Consider the following 21,304-nt stretch of genomic DNA (forward strand, 5'->3'; position numbering starts at 1 on the left):
GGCGAGCGGGGCGCAATCAAGCGGTCACTTTGGCGGAGACCGAGGGGTCGGCTGGCGCCGGCTCGATCAGGTCCCAGAGATTGCCGTAGAGATCCTGGAAGACGGCGACGGTTCCATAGACTTCATGGCGCGGCGCCTCCTGGAAGACGACACCCGCCTTCACGAAGCGTGCCTGGTCGCGGGCGAAATCATCCGTTTTCAGAAAGAAGCCGACGCGGCCACCGGTCTGGTTGCCGATCGCGGCACGCTGAGCATCGTTCGACGCCTCGGCGAGCAGAAGCGAAGCGCCTTCGGCACCGACTGGACGGACCACCAGCCAGCGTTTGCCGTCCGGCATTTGGGTGTCCTCAAGGCACTCGAAGCCGAGGGCATCGCAATAGAAGGCCTTGGCCCGATCATAGGTGTCCACGACCAGACTGACGAGAAAGAGGCTGTTTCCGCTCATGAAATCGCACTTTCGGTTTGATGTGTGATCAAGACGCCCTCGATGTCACGCATAGGGAAATTTCCTCCCGGAATCGAGGGGTTTAGGGAATGAATTCGCGACGTGACAAGACCGCGATTCGCGAGCTGACGTGGGCTCGAAAAGCAGAAACGAGCAAAGCGCACCAAATTTGACACATTTCGGGGAATAAAAACCCGCCGAAAGCGATCTGGATCGCTCCAAAGAACAATCCCATTCCAGAAGGTCACTCATGCGCACTTTGTTTCGCGTCGCGCTCGGCTGCGTTCTTTCGCTCTGTCTCCTCTCCCCCGTCGAGGCCGTGGAGAAGAAGAAGCGACACTTTTTCATGAAGCACGACACTGCTGTCGCCTACACGCTGCAGCGGGTCAGCGTCAAAGCCAACTGCTTTCCCGACGAATTGAAGGCGATCCTGGCCCATATCGCCAAGAAGACCGGCAAGAAGCCGGTCGTAACCTCAGGGCATCGCCCGCGCTCCGGCCGCTCGCAGCACAGCCATTGCTTTGCAGCGGACATTCGCGTGCCCGGCGTGCCCGAGAAGAAGATCGTGGCCGCCGCCCGCAGCGCGCCCGGCATCGGCGGCATCGGGCGCTACTGCAACGGCATCGTGCATGTCGATATCGGACCGAAGCGGACCTGGACTTACTGCTGACCCGGGTCGGGTGAGGTCGTTGCGGCCTCGTCAGCCGTTTTCTTCCTGCGCTGGAGGCTGCGACGGACTAGGCGCCAGTCCGCGCCGCCGATCAGGAAGGCGATGCCGAAATAGACCGGCATGGCGATTGCGATCAGCCCTCCCAGCGCCAGCAACTGATCGAAGAGCGGGCTTGATGGTGAAAGCCAGGCAGCCCAACGATCGGAGAGGTAAACGAGCAGGCCGGCCATGATGGCGGAGGCGATCACCAGACGTAGGGTGCGCGTGAGCAGTGACCACTCGAAAACGAGGTGGCCCCGCCACAGCAGCACCGAAAACAACAGGATGGTGTTGGTCCAGCCGGCGGCAGCCTCGGCCATCGCAATGCCGCTCTCCTCGAAGATCGGGAAGAGCGTGATGGCAAGCCCCGTGTTGAGCGCGACCGACACTATGGTGAAACGCATCGGCGTCTTGGTGTCTTCGCGGGCGTAGTAACCCGGCTGAAGCGCCTTGATCAGCACGAAGCCCGGCAGGCCTATACCGTAGATCGCAAGGATCGAGGCGACGACGGCAGTGTTCTGTTCGGAGAAGGCGCCACGCTCGTAAAGCACCCGGATGATTTCATCGGACAGCACCCAGATTGCGGCAGCGGCCGGCAGCGTCAGGAAGAGAACGAACTCGATCGAGCGGTTCTGCAGCCCCTTCGCCTCGTTCATGTGACCGCCCTTCAACGCACGCGCGAGTTCCGGCAGGAGGACGACGCCGACGGCGACCCCTACGACGCCGAGCGGCAGCTGATAGATGCGGTCGGCATATTGCAGGGCGGAGATTGCCCCCTCTTTCGTCGAGGCAATCGCCTGGCCGATGAGCTGGTTGATCTGGGTGATGCCGCCGGTGATGGCGGCCGGCACGGCGAGCACCAGCAGGCGCTTGACGTTGGGGGTAAAACGCGGACGTTTGAAGCCGATGCGGATGCCGGCATGGCGCACGCCAAGATAGACCACGGCCATCTGCAAGAGGCCTGCCCCCAGCACGGACCAGGACAATGCCCAGGCGGTCGCAGCGGGATCAGCGCCCGTCCACAGAGCCCAGCCAAGCGCACCGATCATCAGCACATTGAGAAATACGGGCGCGATGGCGGCTGCAAAGAAATGATGCAACGAGTTTAGCATGCCGCTCAGCATGGCCGTCAATGACATGCACATCAGGTAGGGAAACATGACGATCGCGAGGCGGACCGTCAGGTTGAACTTTTCCGGATCGTCGGCAAAGCCCGGCGCGATGATCCACTGGACCAGCAGCGGCATGGACAGCTGCATGCCGATGGTCAGGATCAAGAGAACCGAAAAGAGAACTCCGAAAACCTCTTCGGAAAATCGCTTGGCGCCATCAATGCCATTCGCCTCGATCTCCTTGGCGAAGAGCGGAACGAAGGCAGCGTTGAAAGCGCCCTCGGCGAAGAGGCGGCGGAAGAGATTGGGGAAGCGGAAGGCGGCATAGAAGACGTCGGCGACCGGGCCTGTGCCGAGTGCCGCGGCCATCAGGGTTTCGCGGGCGAAGCCGAAGATGCGGCTGCCGAGCGTCGCCCCACCGACCGTCATGAATTTCTTGACGAGGCTCATTCCTCAGGCCCGTGCCTTTTTCGGCGCCGGCGCTGCGCGGTGTGGCTGGGCGATGATGCCCGAGGGCATGTTGTCCTTGAGCTCGTCCGGCTGTTCGGTCATCACCGGCTTCAGGCGATTGGCAATATTGGCCTGCCGGTTCTCGTTGGTCACCTTCTGTCCGACGAGGTCGGTGACATAGAAGGTATCGATGACCTTTTCCCCGAAGGTGGTGATCCGTGCCGAATGAATGTCCAGCGACAGGTCCGACAGCACGGCGGTGATCTCGGCAAGGAGACCGATGCGGTCGAGGCATTCCACCTCGATAACCGTGAACTTGTTGGACAGCGCATTGGAGATGCGGACATCCGGCTGAACCGGAAAGGTCTTGTTGCGCTTCTTGCCCTTTGTGCGCGTGGCAATGACCTCTGGCAGGCGCTTACGGCCCGACAGCACGTCCTCGATCATCTTCCCGATGGTGGCCGCGCGGCGGGTTTCGTCCTCGTCGATCGGGAACTCCCGGTTGATCAGGATCGTATCGAGGGCCCGGCCGTCCGAGGTCGTGAAGATCTGGGCATCGGCGATGTTGGCGCCGGCCGCCGCACAAGCGCCGGCGATGATCGAAAGGAGACGTGGATGGTCGGGCGAGAGCACCGTGATCTCGGTGATCGCGTGGAACTGGTGAGTGCGCACCATGGTCGCCAGCGCCTGGCCCGACTTGTCGGTCTGACGGATGAAGTGGGCGTGGCGGACCTGGTCTTCGAGATCGACCGAGAGCAGGTAGGGCTCGTAGTGCAGCTTGGTATAGGTGCGCTGGTCCTTCTGGCTCCAGCCTTCGAGCGCCTGGCTGAGCTGCTCGGCGGCATGCTTGGCGCGTTCCTTGCGCGAGACCTGGGAGAAGCCGCCTGACAGCAGCAGTTCGGTCTCGTAATAGAGCGTGCGCAAAAGCTGGCCCTTCCAGCCATTCCAGACACCCGGGCCAACGGCCCTGATATCGCAGATGGTCAGAACCAACAGCATCTTCAGCCGGTCGAGAGACTGCACCTTTTCGGCGAAGTCGGTGATGGTCTTGCGGTCGTGCAGGTCGCGCGTCTGAGCCACCATCGACATCAGCAGATGCTGGTCGATCAGCCAGGCGACCATTTCGGTCTGCTTGGGCGAGAGGCCGAGACGCGGGCAGAGCTTGCGGGCGACCTTGGCGCCGGCGACGGAGTGATCCTCCTGGCGGCCTTTGGCGATATCGTGCAGGAGGATCGCGACATAAAGCGTCTGGCGATCCTCGATTTCCGGCATGATCTTGTTGGCGAGCGGATGTATCTCCTCCGCCTTGCCGTTGTCGATCTCGGAGAGCACCTCGACCGTGCGGATCAGATGCTCGTCGACGGTATAGTGATGATACATGTTGAACTGCATCATCGAGACGATCTTACCGAATTCCGGCATGAAACGACCGAGCACGCCGGCCTCGTTCATGCGCCGAAGGATGAAACCCGGATCCTTGCGTGAGGTCAGGATCGAGAGAAACAGGCGGTTGGCCTCTTCGCTTTCGCGGAAATCATTGGTGATCAGCGACAGCGAGCGGGTGACGGCCTTCAAGGCATCAGGATGGAATTCGAGCCCGTTCAGATCCGCCACGTGGAAGAGGCGCATGATCGACATCGGGTCCTTCTTGAAGACGCCGGGATCGGCAAGCGCAATGCGGCCGCGATCATCGATGAATTCGCTGGCGCCGGGGATCTTGCGCGGGCGGTTGGCAAAACGGCCGATCATGCCACCGATACCGGGGGCGGCCTTGGCCTGCTGATCCTCAAGTGCTGCCGCAAAGATGCGGGTGAGATCACCGACGTCTTTTGCCACGAGGAAGTAGTGCTTCATGAAGCGCTCGACGGCGGACAAGCCCGGGCGCGCCTGATAGCCGAGGCTCTTGGCGATCTCCGGCTGGATATCGAAATACAGGCGCTCTTCCGGCTTGCCGGTCAGATAATGCATGTGGCAGCGAACCGCCCAGAGGAAATCGTCGGCTTTCTGGAAAAGGCGCCACTCGTGGCGGGAGAGGACGCCGAGACGCACCAATTCGCCGGTGTCGCGGACATGGTAATTGTATTTGGCGATCCAGAAGAGGGTCTGCAGATCGCGCAAGCCCCCCTTGCCTTCCTTGACATTGGGCTCGACGAGGTAGCGGCTGTCGCCGGCCTTGCGGTGCCGCTCGTCGCGTTCGGCAAGCTTGGCGGCGATGAATTCAGGCGCCGTACCGGTCGTCACTTCCTGGTCGAAGCGGCGCTGGAGCTCGGTGACCAGAGCCTCGTCGCCGCAGATATGGCGGGTTTCGAGGATCGCGGTCCGAATGGTCATGTCCGTGGTTGACAGGCGGATGCACTCCTCCATCGTGCGGGTGGCGTGGCCGACCTTGAAGCCAACATCCCAGAGCAGATAGAGCACGAACTCGACCGCCTTGTGCATGGCGGGACCGGCCTTCGGCGGCAGCAGGAAGAGCAGGTCGATGTCGGAGCCTGGCGCCAGGGTTCCGCGGCCGTAACCGCCGACGGCGGCGACGGCCAGACCGTTCGCGTCCTTCGGATAGACATGGGTGCGGGCGAAATCGAAGATGACCGAGATAAGCTGATCCTGGATCCAGGAAATCCGGTTGGCGCAGTTCATGCCGCTGCCGTCTTCGAAAAGCTTCAGCCGCGCCTGTTCGCGGGCCTCGGCAGAGGCCTTCTTCAGGATCGGCAGGAGCTTCGCGCGGGTCTCCAGCATATTGCCGCAGCCAGCCTCCGCGATGGTCTTGCAGGACGCACGGAGCGTGTCGATGTCGAGGAGATCGTCGAAGGCAAGCTCTGCTGTGGCCATGGGTGCGGCATCATCTCTTGGGACCGGGGAATCAACCGGATCGGTGGCGCTATAGCGCTTTTCGGGCGCGATTGACAGGCACTCTACCGGTCAAGGCTTGCCAAGTTGTTTCTTCAGATCATAGAGCGCATCGAGCGCCTGGCGAGGCGTGAGGTCGTCAAGATCGAGTGAGCGCAGCGCCTCTTCGACCTTGGAGGGGCCGGATTTCTGGATCTCCTCGCGGCGCACGGCGACCTGAAAAAGCGGCAGGTCATCGATCAGCTGGGCGGCCGGGTTCTTTCGGTCGCTGTCTTCCAGGCGGGTCAGAACTTCCCGAGCACGGGCAACGACGGCAGCCGGCAGGCCGGCCAGACGGGCGACCTGGATACCATAGGAGCGATCAGCGGAACCGGGGCCGACCTCATGCAGGAAGATGACGTCGCCGTCCCATTCCTTGACCCGCATGGTGACATTCGACATGCGGGCGAGTTTTTCGGACAGCGCCGTCAGCTCGTGGAAATGGGTGGCAAAGAGCGAGCGGCAGCGGTTGGCCTCATGCAGGTGCTCGACGGCGGCCCAGGCGATGGAGAGGCCATCGAAGGTCGCGGTGCCGCGGCCGATTTCGTCCAAGATGACCAGCGAGCGATCGGTGGCCTGATTGAGGATGGCTGCCGTTTCGACCATCTCGACCATGAAGGTGGAGCGGCCACGCGCCAGATCGTCGGAAGCGCCGACGCGGGAGAAGAGCCGGTCGACGATCCCGATATGCGCCGCACCGGCGGGCACGAAGGAGCCCATCTGGGCGAGGATGGCGATCAGCGCGTTCTGGCGCAGGAAGGTCGACTTACCGCCCATGTTGGGGCCGGTCAGCAGCCAGATGGCGCCGGGGCCCTTGGTATCGTTGGGCGAGAGATCGCAATCATTGGCGATGAAGGGGCTGGCGGCCTGGCGGCGCAGAGCCTGCTCCACCACCGGATGGCGGCCGGCGGTGATGGCGAACATTCTGCTATCATCGACCAGCGGGCGGCAATAGCCCTGCTCTTCCGCCAAGGCCGCGAGGCCGGCTGCGACGTCGATCACCGCAAGCGCCCGGGCCGCGGCCTTGATGGGTTCCGCGGCTGAGACGACCTGGCTTACCATCTGGTCGAAGGCAGCGAGCTCCAGGGACAGCGCTTGTCCGGCGGCGTTCGCAATCCGGCTTTCGAGATCGGCAAGCTCGGTCGTGGTAAAGCGCATGGCGTTGGCCATGGTCTGGCGATGGATGAAGCGGGATTTCGCCTCGTCCGTATCGGTCATCGGACCGGCATTTCCGGCGGTTACCTCGATAAAATAGCCGAGCACGTTGTTGTGCTTGATCTTCAGCGACTTGATGCCGGTTTCCTCGGCATATTGCAGCTGCAGGCCGGCGATCACACGGCGGGACTGGTCGCGTAGTGCGCGCAGTTCGTCAAGCTCCGGGATCGCGCCATCGCGCAGGAAGCCGCCATCGCGCTTCAGAAGCGGCAGTTCGTCGGCGAGCATCGCGGCCAGGCTGGAGCCAAGATCGGCGGGCAAGGCTGCGAGGTCGGCGAGCGCGTCGGACAGTTCCGTCGGCAGGTTCGACGGATCGAGCAGGCGACCAACCTCAGCGGAGGCGGCGAGACCGGCGACGATAGCCCCGAGGTCGCGCGGGCCGCCGCGATCAAGCGCCAGGCGCGAGAGGGCACGGGGCATGTCTGGCACGCGCTTCAGGGCATCGCGCAGGCGGTCGACGAGCAGGCCATCGGCCAGGAGATGAGCGATCGAGTCCTGTCGATCGGCAATCGCTTCCGGGTCCGTCAGCGGCGACATCAGGCGCTCTGCCAGCAGGCGCGCACCGCCACCGGTGACGGTGCGGTCGATGGCCTTCAGCAGCGAGCCGTTGCGGTCGCCGGACAGCGTCTTCACCAGTTCGAGATTGGCGCGGGTCGCGGGGTCAATGAAGAGGGTCGAGGCCGCATTCTGCCGTTCGGGCAGACCGAGCGGCGGGCGCTCGGAGATCTGGGTCTTTTCGACATAGGCGACGGCGGCGGCGGCCGCTGCGATTTCGGCGCGGGAGAAGGCGCCGAAGCCATCCAGCGTTCCGACGCCAAAGTAACGGGCGATGCGGCCTTCAGCACTTGCACTGTCGAAGAGCACGCCGGGCTGGGGCACGACGACACGACCGAGCACGTCGAAGGCGGGCTTCAGTTCTTCGTCGTGGAACAGCGTATCGGGCACGATCAGCTCGCGCGGCTCGATGCGCAGGATGTCCGCGAGCAGGCGCGTCTCGGTGGTTTCCGCGAGGCGGAAGATGCCGGTGGAAATATCGATCCAGGCGAGTGCCAGCTGTGGGGCTGAGCCACCACGGATGCGGGCGAGTGCCATCAGGTAGTTGGATTCGAAGGGCGAGAGGAGTTTATCCTCGGTGATCGTGCCCGGCGTAACGAGGCGGACGACGTCACGCTTCACCACGGATTTCGAGCCGCGTTTCTTTGCCTCTGCCGGATCCTCGATCTGCTCGCAGACGGCAACGCGGAAGCCGAGCGAGATCAGTTTCTGCAGGTAATCATCGGCAGCATGGACCGGCACGCCGCACATGGGGATATCCTGGCCGAGATGCTGGCCACGCTTGGTCAGCGTGATGCCGAGCGCCCGCGAGGCGTCGACCGCGTCCTCGAAGAAGAGCTCGTAGAAATCGCCCATGCGATAGAAGAGCAGGCTACCCGGATTGGCGGCCTTGATCTCGATGAATTGCTCCATCATCGGAGTGGCCGTTGCGCGGCTCTCCTCCGAGGTCAGCTCGGCGACGTTCAGGACATCACTTTGGGTGGCTTGATATAGCGTCACGGGCTCAATGTTTTCTTGAAAAGGAAGTCGTGCAACACTAACGACTTAAGGCGAGGAAAAACAACCAGGATGGGCCGGCGTTCGCCCGCTGCCCACAACAAGGTGAGGGGAAGCATGGCAAATGAGAAGACGACCGGCCGGACGAAAGTCTCGGTGACGGAACAGGAAGCGCTGGACTTTCACTCCCAGGGGCGGCCGGGCAAGCTGGAGATTACCCCGACCAAGCCAATGGCGACGCAGCGCGATCTGTCGCTTGCCTATTCCCCCGGCGTCGCCGTTCCCGTGAAGGCGATCGCTGCCGATCCTGCCACCGCCTATGACTATACGACCCGCGGCAACATGGTGGCCGTCATCTCGAACGGCACGGCGATCCTCGGGCTCGGCAATCTCGGAGCACTCGCCTCGAAGCCCGTGATGGAAGGCAAGTCCGTTCTCTTCAAGCGCTTTGCCGATGTCGATTCGATCGATCTTGAGGTGGACACCGAGAATGTTGACGAGTTCATCAACTGCGTGCGTTATCTCGGCCCGTCCTTCGGCGGGATCAATCTCGAAGACATCAAGGCGCCCGACTGTTTCATCATCGAAAGCCGGCTGCGCGAGCTGATGGACATCCCTGTTTTCCACGACGATCAGCATGGCACGGCGATCATCGCGGCTGCCGGCCTGATCAACGCGCTGGAACTGACCGGCCGCGACTTCAAGACGACCAAGCTTGTCTGCAACGGCGCGGGGGCTGCGGCGATTGCCTGCATCGAGCTGATCAAGGCCATGGGCTTCAACGGCGAGAACATCATTCTCTGCGACACCAAGGGCGTGATCTACCAGGGTCGCACCGAGGGCATGAATCAGTGGAAGTCGGCCCATGCCGTCAAGACCGACCGGCGGTCGCTGAAGGAAGCCATGGTGGGTGCTGATGTCGTGTTCGGCCTCTCCCAGAAGGGTGCCTTCGCCGCCGACATGATCGCCTCGATGGCTGACAATCCGATCATCTTTGCCATGGCCAATCCGGACCCGGAAATCACGCCTGAGGAAGTGGCCGAGATCCGCTCAGATGCGATCATGGCCACCGGGCGCTCGGACTATCCGAACCAAGTGAACAATGTTCTCGGCTTCCCTTACATCTTCCGGGGTGCTCTCGACGTGCGGGCAAGCCAGATAAACGATGCGATGAAGATCGCCGCCGTCCGGGCGCTCGCCGATCTGGCGCGCGAGGACGTGCCTGACGATGTGGCCGCGGCCTATCAGGGCGAGCGGCCGCGCTTCGGGCCGCAATACATCATCCCCGTACCCTTCGACCCGCGCCTCATTTCGGCAATCCCGGTTGCCGTCGCCAAAGCAGCGATGGAAAGCGGCGTGGCACGCAAGGAAATCGAGGATCTCGGCGCCTATGCGCATGAGCTTTCGGCCCGCCGCGACCCGATCGCTGCCGCGACGCAGCGCATCTACGAGCATGTGCGTAGCCATCCGAAGCGCGTCGTCTTTGCCGAAGGTGAAGAGGAGCAGGTCATGCGTGCGGCGATCTCCTTCGTCAATCTCGGCCTCGGCACCGCGATCCTGCTGGGCCGCGACGAGCCCTTGAAGGCGACCGCCGAGCGGGCCGGCATCGATCTCGACCGTCCAGGCATCGAGGTGGTCAACGCCCGCATGTCCACCCGCGTCGAGGCCTATACCGAATATCTCTATGCCCGGCTGCAGCGGAAGGGCTACCTGCATCGCGATGCGCAGCGGCTGATCAACACCGACCGCAACCACTTCGCCGCCTGCATGGTGGCGCTGGGCGATGCGGATGCCATGGTGACGGGCACGACGCGCAATTATTCCACCGCGCTTGAAGACGTGCGCCGCTGCATCGACACGGCACCCGGCCACCGGGTAATCGGCGTGTCGCTGGCTCTGGCGCGTGGCCGCACGATCGTCGTGGCAGACACCGCCGTGCACGACATGCCGACGGCGGATGAGCTGGCCGATATCGCCGAAGAGGCGGCGGGTGTCGCCCATCGGCTGGGGCTTGTGCCACGCGTGGCGCTGCTGGCCTATTCCACCTTCGGCCATCCAACCGGCGAGCGCTCCGAGCGGGTGCGGGAAGCCGTGAAGATCCTCGACCGGCGCGGCGTCTCCTTCGAATATGACGGCGAGATGGGGGCGGATATCGCGCTCAATAGCCACCGGATGGAGCAGTATCCGTTCTGCCGTCTGTCGGGCACGGCCAATGTGCTGGTCATGCCGGCGATCCATTCGGCGGCGATCTCGACTAAAATGCTGCAGGAGCTGGGCGGCTTGACCGTAATGGGGCCGCTCTTGATCGGGCTCGAAAAGTCGGTGCAGATTGCCCAGATGGGCGCGAAGGACAGCGACATCGTCAATATGGCAGCGATTGCGGCCTATAACGCGGCGGGTTAAGCGAAGACCGGAGCGGCTTTTGCAAGCCGCTCCATGTCGTCCTCGATCTCGCGCTTCAGCCAGCGCTTGAACTTTTCCACCTTCTCCGAGCGCCTCGCGTTCTCGGCGGTGACGAAGTAGTGGCCGAAGCCGGTTTTGACCGCCGGACCAAAGGGCGCGACGAGCTGGCCGTGTTGTAGCTGGTGGGATGCGATGGTCTGCCAGGCGAGCATCACCCCCTGCCCCGCGATTGTCGCGTCTAGGCAGAGCGAAGCCTCGCTGAAGGTGTGGCGGGCCTTGATCTCAGCGCCTTCGAGACCGACGGCGGAGAGCCAGACATCCCAGGTAAACATGGCCCTGCCATCGATGACCTTCGGCAGGTCGAGGATATCTGCGGGCTCGCGCAGCTTTTCGGCCATGGCCGGGGTGCAGAGCGGGGCCACCCGCTGTTCGAGAATGAGTTCGGCCTTGAAGCCCGGCCAGTGACCCCGTCCGACACGAATTCTGAGATCGACATCTGTCTGGCTGGCATCGGTCAGGCGGTCATTGGCGTCGATTCTGAGACTGATCTGCGGAAAGCGCTCGGAAAAGTCCGGAATGCGATGCACCAGCCAGCGGGCAGCAAAGACCGGGGCGACCGAAATGGTCAGCAGGCTGTCGTCGCTGCGTCTGGCGAGGGCCACGGCGCCCGAGAGGTGGCGGAAGCCATCCGAGAGGCGTGCCAGCATATCTGTCGCCGTTTCTACCGCGACCATGCCACGGCTCGTGCGCTCGAAAAGCATGCGACCGAGCTGCTGTTCGGTCTTGATGACTTGCTGACTGACGGCGCCGATCGACACGCCAAGCTCTTCCGCCGCCGCCTGGAGTGAGCCGAGACGTCCCACGGCTTCGACGGCGCGCAGGCCGTTCAGATGCAACTGATTGAGGTTCTTCATATAGAAAAGCTATAATCACAAGGAGCAAAACTCAATTGAAATGTACAGGATGCAAGCAGAATATAAGCCATCATTTCATCAGATCTCCCGTCCATTAGACGCGCGGAAGGCAAGGTCATGCTCAAGATTTTCTGGAAGCAAGCGACAGCTAAGGCGAAAGAAAGGGCAGACTGGCGGCATGACCCCTTGGGGCATCCGGCTTTACAGGAGATGAGCCTGCTAGAGCTTGCCGATCTTCCGATGGTGGCGGAAGTGCAGATACGGCAAGGTCGAGCGGAGGTGGTCGAAGATTGTCGTCTAAGCGCCAGCCACGGGCATCGAGCTGGATGCAGTGTATCGCGCTGATTCCAATGGTGAAGGGATGCGGCTTCGCCGCCCCCTCATCCCAGGTGCAACGAGTTGCACCTGAGCGCTGCGCGCCACCTTCTCCCCGATGGCGAGAAGAGGATCAGCTGGCGCTGGCGAAGCGGCCGGCGTCTGCGCCGTAATAGTTGACGTAACGACCGGAAATGCTGGCGATCGGCAGGATGATCAGGACGTCTGTCGTGTTGAAGGCCTGGTCAACCACCGCGCCGTTGCCGACCATGGCGCCGAGGCGCAGATAACCCTTGATCAGCGGCGGCATGGCGAAGAGGGCGCGTCGGGCATTCACGGCTTCCGACGGCATCAGGTCCATCTCGCGGTAGAGATGCGGCAGCGCGTCAACGGCCCACTCGCCCCTGGCGACGGCGTTCTGGTGCAGGAAGGAAAGCGCCAGCGCATGCTCCTCCGGCTGCGTGCCGGGGAAGGAGCCGCAGCCGAACATGGCGTCGATGCGGTTATGCAAGGCATAGGCCCAGCAGCCCTGCCAGAGCAGTTCGACCGTGCGCTTTGTGCGGTACTGCGGCAGGACGCAGGAGCGGCCGAGCTCCATGAAACGCTTTTCCGGATGGCGGGCGACGAGGGCGTTGACGCCGAATTCGGAGCCGGAATAAAAGCCGCCATGGGCGATCGCCACTTCATGGCGCAGCAGGCGGTAAGTGCCGACAATCTGGTCTTCGGCGTCGCCATCGATCGAGCGGTCGAGGACCAGAAGATGATCGCAAAGGCTGTCCCAGCTGTCGACTTCCCGGCCGCGGCGCGCATCTTCGACGCAGACCTGCGCCTTCATCTCCTCGACAAACACGCGATAACGTACGGCCTGGGCCGCGTCGATCTCGCGTTCGGTGCGGGCGATGCGCGTTTCGAGGCTACCGATTCGGCCCAGGATATCGCGCGAAGCGGGAAGTCCCAACGGCATACCGGCCGGGTTTTCCAAAAGAAGGTCTCGTTCGATCAGTTCCACGCTCATGGGATCTATCCAGCGTTGAAGTCACGGCCTTTAAACACGAGACTGCTACAGGAAAGTGACAAAACTTCGAACAGCTTCGCTGCCTTTCAAGCCTCCGGCGGCTTCGGCTTGCGATGCTGGATGATCTCATCGACGACGATGCAGATGGCGCCAATGGTGATGAAGCTGTCCGCCAGGTTGAAGACCGCGAAGGACCAGGTATCTGTGTAAAACAGAATGTAATCGACCACATAGCCATAGGTGAAGCGGTCGATGATGTTGCCGAGAGCACCGGCGATGATCATCGCAAAGCCGAGATGGGCGAAATGTTGTTCGGGGCCCGTCTTGCGCCAGAGCCACAAGACAAAACCGACGATGACCAGGCGCAGACCGATGATGAACCAGCCGTCGAGATGCGACAGCATGGAGAAGGCGACGCCGAGATTGTGGGTGCGGTAGAGCGCCCAGAACGGCAAAACCGGGATCAGCTCATGCATCGGCAGATAGACTTCCACCGCATATTTGATGGCCTGGTCGAGGATCAGGACGAAGGCGATGAAGGTCAGGACCGGACCGGGCCGGTTGAAGGCTGCGAGCATCGTCACTTGGCTCCGTCGAGGGCGAGCAGATGGCGGCGGACCTCGAACAGCATGACGCCGGTGGCGACTGCAAGGTTCAGGCTGTCGGCCATGCCGACCTGGGGAATGCGGGCGAGCTTGTCTGCGGCATGAGCCAGTTCATCCGGCAGACCTGATTGTTCGTTGCCCATCATCAAGATGACCGGCTTCGACTTGTAATCAATGGTGCGGTAATCGACCGCGCCGGCCAGATGTGTGGCGACGAGGCGGGCGTCCACGGATTTCTTCCACTTGAGGAAATCAGCGGGCGTGGTCTTCACCAGCGGCAGGGCGAACATCGAGCCCATGGTGGCGCGCACGGTTTCCATCGAAAAGGGATCGGTGCAATCGCCGACCAGGATGACGCCTGCGGCGCCGGCCGCGTCGGCGGTTCGGATAATTGTGCCGAGATTTCCGGGGTCGCGGACACGGTCGAGTGCGATCCAGGTTTCCGAGCCCTTCGGCTGAATGTCCTTGAGCGGCGTCCAGCGCTGTTCGAAGACAGCGGCGACCATCTGCGGATTGTCACGCCGGGTGATGGAAGACATGACCTTTTCGCTGACTTCCAGCACGAGGCCGCCTGATGCCACCGTGCGTGCGGCGACCTTTTCGACCAGCGGCTTACCCTTGCCGGCCTTGGCATAGACGAGCGTGCGGATGGTCCAGCCGCGATCGAGCGCGTCGATGACAAGCTTCAGGCCTTCAGCAAGGAAGGTGCGGCTTTCGTCGCGGCTCTTCTTCTGGGAAAGCGCCTTGATGTCCTTGATGATGGGATTGGCGAGGCTGGTGACCTCCTTGACCTGACCGACGCGGCGCGGGCCGTCCTGGCGATAATCATCGGTCATTTCGGCACCCAGCGGCTGAAGAGAGAGGTGGAGAGCGCACGACCCGGCGTCTTGCCGTCGAGACCGGCCTCGCGGATGACGAGCTCGCCTGACTCGACAAGGCCGCCCTTGCCGCGCATGGTTTCCCGCATCAGCTCGTGGATCGAGTAGAAGCTGGCACGGATCGAATAGGCGGTCAGAACAAGCCCGACGGCCTTGGGCGCCAGTAGTTCGCGGCATATGTCGAGCATCAGCGGCAGATGGTCGAAGAGCTGCCAGACTTCACCGTTCGGGCCACGGCCGAATTTCGGCGGGTCGGTGAGAATGATGTCGTAGCGATGACCGCGCCGTTCCTCGCGCAAAATGAACTTCATCGCGTCCTCGCAGATCCAGCGGATCGGCGCCTTGTCGAGGCGGCTCAGCGACTGGTTCTCGCGGGCCCAGCCGATCGCCTTCTTGGAGGCGTCGACATGGGTGACTTCGGCGCCCGCAGCGGCGGCCACCAGCGAGGCGACGCCGGTGTAACCAAAGAGGTTCAGGACCTTCAGCGGCCTGTCGGCTGCCTCGATCTTCTCTTTCATCCAGCTCCAATGGGCGATCTGCTCCGGGAAGACGCCGACATGGCGGAAGGCGGTGAAGCGACCGTGGAAATCGACGCCGAGCAGGGAGAGCGGCCAGGTTTCGCCGAGTGCTTCACGCTGGAAGCGCCAGCGGCCCATGCCGTCTTCGTCGGTATCGCCGGTGAAGACAGCGTCGGCCTTATCCCAGACATGGGTGGGTAAAGCCTTCGGCCACAGCGCCTGGGCTTCGGGGCGAACGATGCGATAAGGGCCGTATTGCTCAAGCTTCAAACCGTCGCCGCTGTCGATCAGGTGGAAATCGCCCGCGCCTGAGGATTCGAGGATCAGCGGCACGCGCTCGGCCGGGCGGTCACCGTTGCGGATCGTCAGGGCGCGGGCGGGTTCGGCCGTCACATCGGGCGATTGCGGCTGTGGCTTTGGCTTTGGTGCCTCGGCATCACGGCGCGGCGGGCGGGCCGGGCGATCGTCCCTGCCCTTCGACGGGTACGGCTTCGCTGATCCGGGCCGTGTGTCGCCACTGGCTTTCGCCTTCGCTCCCGGGAATGGCTTGGCGCCGGGGCGACGTTCCTTGTTCTTCACGTCAATGATCCGTGGGTCGTGTTCGTTTGCGCCAGCCCATAGCATTGCCGGCCCGGCGCGGAAAGGAAATTTGCCGCGAGACCGAATGACCTGATGTCACTTGGCGCCGAGTTGGGGCAGCGTCGAACCGGCAATCTGTTCGGCCCTTGTCTTCTGGCGATCGGCCTCGGCCTGCCATTGCTGCGCCTCACGCGACTGGCTGCGCGCCTTCTTGCGATGTTTGCCCTGGGTGAACCAGGTCACAACGGAACCAAGGAGCACACCGAGCATGACCGCAAGAATGAGGAAGACGAAGAAGGGTGCGGAGACAGACAGAGCCTGATCCGCGGGATTGAAGGGGTTGAGCGCGAGACTGACAACGCCGCGATTGGCCACAGCCAGAACGATGAGCAGCACACCGAGGGGCAGAAACACCACGAGGCTCACGACTTTCCGGATCATCTGGACAACTCCCTGTTCACTCCGAGGTGAATGCATCACCTCTTTGGGCTCAAGTTAAGGACAGGGGCGGAATTTTCAACGCGAAAAGCGCTTATTCGTCGTCCTCGTCACCCATGCCCGGGTTGAGGCGCTCGCGCAGTTCCTTGCCCGTCTTGAAGAACGGAACCCATTTCTCCTCGACAAACACGGTTTCACCTGTACGCGGATTGCGCCCCGAGCGCGAGGGACGGTTCTTGACGGAAAAGGCACCAAAGCCGCGGAGCTCCACGCGATTGCCGGCGGCCAGCGCATCAGTGATTTCGTCCAGAACCGCATTGACGATATTCTCGACATCGCGATGATAGAGATGCGGATTGCGGGCCGCGACGATCTGCACCAATTCCGACTTTATCACGCGGACCCCCTGAAATTTCTATTGTGACGTTGAGCGGCGATAACGTTGCCAAAGCAAAAAAGCTCAGTCAAGGAACAACTTAACCATAAATTGCCGGCTTTGCGAGAGATATGACGAGCGTCACACGCAATATCGTGATCGCGAGGGTCACATTTTCACCCTCCGCGTGCTGCATGGCTTGTGTGGCGCTTTCTTGTAACAAGTCTGCCATAATCCATATTGGCAAGGCCGAACGGACATGCGAAACGACGAACAGGCGGCTTGCTGACGGCCACCGCCACAATATTACGGATCCTAGGGAATGCTGGAAGCGACACATGAAGGCCTGCCGCCGCTGGAGCGCCGATCCGAAGCCGATGCCTATCGGCGGGCGGTCAGCCATTCGCGTCGCGTCCGGCGTCTGCGCTTCCTTCTACCTGTCGTCGCACTGGCCATCACGCTGGCATTCGTTGCGGTTTCCTTCGTGCGCAGCCTGATGCCCGACGAATTGCAGATCGAGTCCGCCACTATAGAAGACGGTAAGGTCGTGATGGAAAAGCCTGCGATCGCGGGCCGCAACGACGAGGGCGTGCGCTATTCGATGCGCGCTGAGCGAGCGCTGCAGGACATCAAGAATCCCAATATCATAGCGCTCGAGACCATTGCCGCTGCCGTGCCGGTCAACGACAAGATCATCGCCCGCGTTGTCGCCTCGAGCGGCATCTTTGACCGTGGCGCGAACACCCTCAACCTCGACAAGCCGTTCACCCTCAATCTCAGCAGCGGCATCGACGCGCAGTTCAATTCCGCCAATCTCGATATTGCCGGTGGCACGATGAAGACAAATGATCCTGTCGCCATCCAGACCAAAGGCGCGTCGATTGTTGCGAACTCGCTCGAGATGAAGGATAAGGGGCGAACCATGATCTTCGCGGGCAGTGTCAAGTTGAACATCGAGCCGTCCGCCATTCAAAGCAATCGGTCCACGGAAGCCGCCCAGCCATGATTCACAGCACCTTCGCCAAGTTTTCCTTTGCTGGCTTCCTTCTGGTTTCGGCAGGTCTAATTGCCGGACCATCGGCGGCACAGACGACGAACAGCCAGATGAACGGTCTGAAGCTGTCCAACGATCAACCCATTCAGATTGAAAGCGATCAGCTGGAGATCCGCGAGCAGGAAAAGAAGGCCTTCTTCACCGGCAATGTGAAGGTTGTGCAGGGCACGACGACGCTGCAGGCCGGGACCATGGTCGTTCACTATCGCGGCGAGGGCCAGACGGTGACCCAGGGCAATGCCGATATCGAGAAGATCGACGTGGCCCAGAAGGTATTCCTGTCATCCGGCACGCAGCAGGCGACTGCCGATACGGGGTATTTCGACATGGCGCAGCAGGTCTTCGTACTCGAAGGCGAGCGCGTCGTGCTTTCCGAAGGGCAGAACGTCTTTGTCGGCTGCAAACTCACCGTCCAGATGAATTCCGGCCAGGCCAAGCTCGACAGCTGTGGTCGGCGCGTTCAGATTCAGCTCGACCCCAAGTCCCAGCAGAGCAACTGACGGGTTCGCTTGAACGTGCACATTCCATTTTTCTCCAGGACGAAGCAGCCCAAGAAGGCGGCGAACCCGACCGGCCTGCCGGGCGACAAGTCGCGCTATGAAGGCACACTGATCGCGCATGGACTGACGAAGACCTACAATTCGCGCCGCGTCGTCAACGGTGCTTCGCTGGTGGTCCGCCGCGGCGAAGCCGTCGGGCTGCTCGGGCCCAATGGGGCGGGCAAGACGACCTGTTTCTACATGATCACGGGCCTCGTTCCGGTCGATGCCGGCACCATCTCAATCAACGGCAACGACGTCACCTCCATGCCGATGTATCGGCGCGCCCGTCTCGGCGTCGGCTATCTGCCGCAAGAAGCGTCGATCTTTCGCGGCCTGACGGTGGAAGAGAACATTCGCGCAGTGCTTGAGGTCCATGTCTCCGAGAAGCGCAAGCGCGAAGAGAAGCTCGACGAATTGCTCGCCGAATTCCACATCGAGAAACTGAGGAAGTCGCCGGCTGTCGCGCTTTCCGGCGGTGAACGCCGACGTCTGGAAATCGCACGTGCCCTTGCGACCGATCCGACATTCATGCTGCTGGACGAACCCTTTGCGGGCGTCGATCCAATCTCGGTCTCCGACATCCAGAACCTCGTGCGACATCTGACGGCACGCGGCATCGGCGTTCTCATCACCGACCACAATGTGCGTGAAACGCTCGGCCTGATCGACCGCGCCTATATCATCCATGCCGGTGAAGTGCTCACCCATGGCCGGGCCAACGACATCGTCAACAATGCCGATGTGCGTCGCCTCTATCTCGGCGAACAGTTCAGCCTCTGACGGATCTTTGAAGAAAAGACCGCCTCACCATTCCCACGGCTTGACCAAAACAAAATAAAAAGCAATTTTTGGGCCAAGTGGAATTTCCCGCCATAAAAGGCGGGATTGCGGGGAAATGTAGGGGAGTCGAACGTCCGCCATGGCCTTATCCGCCAATCTGTTCCTGCGACAAAGCCAGTCCCTGGTGATGACTCCCCAGCTGATGCAGTCGATTCAGCTGTTGCAGATGACTCACCTCGAACTGATGCAGTTCATTGCGCAGGAAGTGGAGCGGAATCCGCTGCTCGAAATGGCGGCAGATGATGGTGATTTGGGCGGCGAAATGCCTGACAATGCCGATCGCCACAGCAATACGACGCAGGAAAACCAGGCCGCTGCAGACGAGGCTGGCGCCTCCCCATCGCTCGACAGCGATTGGTATGAGAACGGTGCGAGCGAGCGGCTGAACGACAGGCTCGATACGAATTACGATACCGCCTTTGCCGACGAAGGCTCCACGCAGCGGCCCGATGCGCCGGAGCTGCTTGGGCAATGGAAATCCATGCCCGGTCAGTCCGGTGACGGAAGCGAGGGCTATGACCTCGACGATTTCGTTGCCGGTCAGGTCAGCCTCAGGGACCACCTGAACCAGCAAGTCCCCTTCGCACTCTCTTCGGCCTCGGATCAATTGCTCGCCTCCGTGCTGATCGACCATCTGGATGAAGCGGGCTATCTGCGCGCAGATCTCGACGAGGTGGCGTCTCGCCTCGGTCTGAGCGGCGCGGATGTCGAGGCGGTTCTTGCGACCCTGCAGACGCTCGAGCCCGCCGGGGTCTTTGCGCGCAGCCTCAGCGAATGCCTGGCGATCCAGCTGCGTCAACGTGATCGGTATGATCCGGCGATGGCAGGTCTCATAAACAATCTCGAATTGCTTGCAAAGCGCGACTTCGCCACGCTGAAGAAGATCTGCGGCGTCGACGAGGAAGATCTCGTCGACATGCTGTCGGAGATCCGCAAGCTCAATCCGAAGCCGGGCAGCAGCTTTGAGCATGCGGTCAGCGAATCCGTGACGCCCGATATCGTCGTACGTCCCGACGGGCTTGGAGGCTGGCAGGTCGAACTCAATCCGGATGCGCTTCCGCGCGTGCTTGTGAACCACAGCTACATGGCCGCCGTTGGGCGCCCGAAGGCGTCCAAGGACGCTCCCGACCAGGCCTTCATGTCGGAGTGCCTGCAGAACGCCAACTGGCTCACGCGCAGCCTCGACCAGCGCGCGCGAACGATCACCAAGGTCGCAGCCGAGATCGTGCGCCAGCAGTCCGCCTTCCTCGACCACGGCGTCGATCATCTGCGGCCGCTGAACCTGAAAACGGTCGCCGATGCCATAAAGATGCACGAATCGACCGTCAGCCGCGTGACGACGAACAAATACATGCTCACGCCCCGCGGGCTGTTCGAACTCAAATACTTCTTCAGCGTGTCGATCGCCTCGGCGGAAGGCGGCGACAGCCATTCAGCGGAAGCCGTGCGCCACAGGATCCGCGCATTGATCGAGAAGGAAAGCCCTGAAGCGGTTCTCTCCGACGACGATATCGTCGACCAGCTGAAATCATCAGGCGTCGATCTCGCCCGGCGCACAGTCGCCAAATATCGCGAGTCGATGAACATCGCTTCTTCCGTCCAGAGACGTCGCGAGAAGCGCGCCATGGCCAAGGTTTCGGCCGGCTGACGGCCCCCTTCCCGCCTTAAAGATTAACAGGAGATTGACTCTTTCCCCGTGGGCGGCTAGAAGCGCGCCGCAATCGACAGCGCACACTGTCAACCGAAGGACAGATCCTTCGACGACGCCCGACAAACGAAGGCACAGACTAACCTAACCGTTCGAAAAGCTTGGACGCGGCCGTCGCTTGGCGTAAAATGGATACGCAACCAATCATAAGAAGGGAAACTCCATGAGTGTGCGTGTATCCGGCAAGCAGATGGAAATCGGCGAAACGTTCCGGCAGCGGATCGAAGATCGAATCCAGGATGCGGTTACCAAATACTTCGACGGAGGGTATTCCGGGCAAGTGGTCGTCTCGAAGTCGCAGTCGCGCTTCGCGGCAGATTGCCTGGTGCATCTCGATACCGGCGCAAACCTGCATGCAGCAGGTGAGGCCAATGATCCGCAAGTGGCTTTTGACACCGCCTTCGAGCGCGTCGAGAAGCGCCTGCGCCGCTACAAGCGCAAGCTGAAGGATCATCACGCGGGAGAAGCACAGAACCCGTCGATCGAGGTCGCCTACACGGTTATGGATTCCGTCGACGAGGATCACGAGGAACTTCCCGAGGACTATGCGCCGACGATCGTTGCCGAGAGCACCAAGAAACTTCGGACCATGTCCGTCGCTTCCGCAGTTATGGCTCTCGACATGACTGACGACCCGGTTCTTCTGTTCAGAAACCCGGGAAGTGAACAATTGAATATCGTTTATCGTCGGAATGACGGTAATATCGGGTGGATCGATTCCGCCAACATCAAAGGCTGAAGATCGGCTTTT

18 protein-coding genes are annotated in these 21,304 nt (G+C 61.7%); 7 read left to right on the top strand and 11 right to left on the bottom strand.

Annotated features, from left to right (window positions below; translation table 11 throughout):
- Positions 1-16: 16 nt before the first annotated feature.
- Complete coding sequence (locus IP85_RS08000; protein ID WP_054149145.1) at positions 17-445, bottom strand: VOC family protein; 429 nt, start codon at positions 443-445, stop codon at positions 17-19.
- 250 nt (positions 446-695) lie between these two features.
- On the opposite strand from IP85_RS08000, the gene IP85_RS08005 reads away from it, so the two are divergent.
- Positions 696-1,115, top strand: a complete 420-nt coding sequence (locus tag IP85_RS08005; RefSeq protein WP_054149146.1) for a DUF882 domain-containing protein — start codon at positions 696-698, stop codon at positions 1,113-1,115.
- Here the strand turns inward: IP85_RS08005 and murJ are convergent.
- The 3 genes from murJ to mutS all read right to left on the bottom strand — a co-directional run bounded on the left by murJ (position 1,106) and on the right by mutS (position 8,287).
- A complete protein-coding gene (murJ, locus tag IP85_RS08010) occupies positions 1,106-2,716 on the bottom strand; it encodes a murein biosynthesis integral membrane protein MurJ (RefSeq protein WP_054149147.1) in 1,611 nt (536 codons plus the stop codon). The two genes, IP85_RS08005 and murJ, sit on opposite strands and share 10 nt — an antisense overlap.
- A gap of 3 nt (positions 2,717-2,719) precedes the next feature.
- Positions 2,720-5,545: a [protein-PII] uridylyltransferase gene (locus IP85_RS08015; RefSeq protein ID WP_054149148.1), complete on the bottom strand. Its 2,826-nt coding sequence runs from the start codon at positions 5,543-5,545 to the stop codon at positions 2,720-2,722.
- A 90-nt stretch (positions 5,546-5,635) separates the two neighbouring features.
- Positions 5,636-8,287, bottom strand: coding sequence for a DNA mismatch repair protein MutS (mutS, locus tag IP85_RS08020; RefSeq protein WP_245280833.1), 2,652 nt, complete (start codon positions 8,285-8,287; stop codon positions 5,636-5,638).
- Between the two features lie 198 nt (positions 8,288-8,485).
- Between mutS and IP85_RS08025 the strand changes: the two genes are divergently transcribed.
- On the top strand, positions 8,486-10,771 hold the full coding sequence (locus IP85_RS08025) for an NADP-dependent malic enzyme (protein WP_054149173.1): 2,286 nt from the start codon (positions 8,486-8,488) through the stop codon (positions 10,769-10,771).
- On the opposite strand, the gene IP85_RS08030 is transcribed toward IP85_RS08025, so the two are convergent.
- The 7 genes from IP85_RS08030 to IP85_RS08065 form a co-directional block, all read right to left on the bottom strand.
- Positions 10,768-11,685 (bottom strand): LysR substrate-binding domain-containing protein, encoded by a 918-nt coding sequence (locus tag IP85_RS08030; protein ID WP_054149150.1) that lies wholly within the window; start codon positions 11,683-11,685, stop codon positions 10,768-10,770. The genes IP85_RS08025 and IP85_RS08030 overlap by 4 nt on opposite strands.
- A gap of 448 nt (positions 11,686-12,133) precedes the next feature.
- On the bottom strand, positions 12,134-13,015 hold the full coding sequence (locus IP85_RS08040; RefSeq protein WP_054149152.1) for a GNAT family N-acetyltransferase: 882 nt from the start codon (positions 13,013-13,015) through the stop codon (positions 12,134-12,136).
- 86 nt (positions 13,016-13,101) lie between these two features.
- Positions 13,102-13,593, bottom strand: a complete 492-nt coding sequence (gene lspA, locus IP85_RS08045; RefSeq protein WP_054149153.1) for a signal peptidase II — start codon at positions 13,591-13,593, stop codon at positions 13,102-13,104.
- A gap of 2 nt (positions 13,594-13,595) precedes the next feature.
- The gene (locus IP85_RS08050) at positions 13,596-14,456 is read right to left on the bottom strand and encodes an RNA methyltransferase (RefSeq protein ID WP_054149154.1); all 861 of its coding nucleotides are present in this window, start codon (positions 14,454-14,456) and stop codon (positions 13,596-13,598) included.
- A complete protein-coding gene (locus IP85_RS08055; RefSeq protein ID WP_156322778.1) occupies positions 14,453-15,595 on the bottom strand; it encodes a class I SAM-dependent methyltransferase in 1,143 nt (380 codons plus the stop codon). Before IP85_RS08055 ends, IP85_RS08050 begins: the two co-directional genes overlap by 4 nt.
- Before the next feature lie 96 nt (positions 15,596-15,691).
- On the bottom strand, positions 15,692-16,036 hold the full coding sequence (locus IP85_RS08060; RefSeq protein WP_054149156.1) for a LapA family protein: 345 nt from the start codon (positions 16,034-16,036) through the stop codon (positions 15,692-15,694).
- Positions 16,037-16,127: 91 nt separating this feature from the next.
- The gene (locus IP85_RS08065) at positions 16,128-16,430 is read right to left on the bottom strand and encodes an integration host factor subunit beta (protein WP_054149157.1); all 303 of its coding nucleotides are present in this window, start codon (positions 16,428-16,430) and stop codon (positions 16,128-16,130) included.
- 301 nt (positions 16,431-16,731) lie between these two features.
- On the opposite strand from IP85_RS08065, the gene lptC reads away from it, so the two are divergent.
- The 5 genes from lptC to raiA all read left to right on the top strand — a co-directional run bounded on the left by lptC (position 16,732) and on the right by raiA (position 21,292).
- A complete protein-coding gene (lptC, locus tag IP85_RS08070; RefSeq protein ID WP_054149158.1) occupies positions 16,732-17,415 on the top strand; it encodes an LPS export ABC transporter periplasmic protein LptC in 684 nt (227 codons plus the stop codon).
- Positions 17,412-17,963, top strand: coding sequence for an LptA/OstA family protein (locus IP85_RS08075; protein WP_054149159.1), 552 nt, complete (start codon positions 17,412-17,414; stop codon positions 17,961-17,963). Before lptC ends, IP85_RS08075 begins: the two co-directional genes overlap by 4 nt.
- Before the next feature lie 75 nt (positions 17,964-18,038).
- Complete coding sequence (lptB, locus tag IP85_RS08080; protein ID WP_054149174.1) at positions 18,039-18,785, top strand: LPS export ABC transporter ATP-binding protein; 747 nt, start codon at positions 18,039-18,041, stop codon at positions 18,783-18,785.
- 139 nt (positions 18,786-18,924) lie between these two features.
- Positions 18,925-20,493, top strand: coding sequence for an RNA polymerase factor sigma-54 (gene rpoN, locus IP85_RS08085; protein WP_054149160.1), 1,569 nt, complete (start codon positions 18,925-18,927; stop codon positions 20,491-20,493).
- Positions 20,494-20,716: 223 nt separating this feature from the next.
- Positions 20,717-21,292 (top strand): ribosome-associated translation inhibitor RaiA, encoded by a 576-nt coding sequence (gene raiA / locus IP85_RS08090; RefSeq protein ID WP_054149161.1) that lies wholly within the window; start codon positions 20,717-20,719, stop codon positions 21,290-21,292.
- Positions 21,293-21,304: the final 12 nt, after the last annotated feature.

This window comes from Rhizobium sp. AAP116 (assembly GCF_001295785.1).
Lineage (GTDB): Bacteria > Pseudomonadota > Alphaproteobacteria > Rhizobiales > Rhizobiaceae > Allorhizobium.